The following is a 235-nucleotide window of genomic DNA, read 5'->3' as shown; positions in this document are numbered from 1 at the left end:
TTTTCGTCGGCAGTTGCTCGGGCAGGCGGAACACGCCCCCCGCCGCCGCGAACAGCCCGCGCTTGGGTTCGGGCAGGCCGAATTGCGCGGTGTCCACCGCCACCGCCAGATCGCACGCCAGCGTGATCTCCAGCCCGCCACCCAGCGCGTGTCCGTTGACCGCCGCGATCATCGGCTTGGAAATCGCGTGACTGACCAGCCCGGCGAAGCCCCACGCCTGCTTGACGGGGTCATC

The 235-nt window shown here is 69.8% G+C and carries 1 protein-coding gene; it reads right to left on the bottom strand.

What is annotated here, in order from left to right; genetic code table 11:
- The coding region (locus CVH10_RS24520) for an enoyl-CoA hydratase-related protein (RefSeq protein ID WP_181244766.1) at nucleotides 1-235 on the bottom strand (235 nt) is incomplete at both ends.

Origin of the sequence: Halomonas sp. ND22Bw (assembly GCF_003011945.1) — a bacterium.
GTDB lineage: Bacteria > Pseudomonadota > Gammaproteobacteria > Pseudomonadales > Halomonadaceae > Halomonas > Halomonas halophila.
The sequence above is the reverse complement of the archived record's forward strand: the minus strand, read 5'-3'. Positions and strand labels throughout refer to the sequence as shown.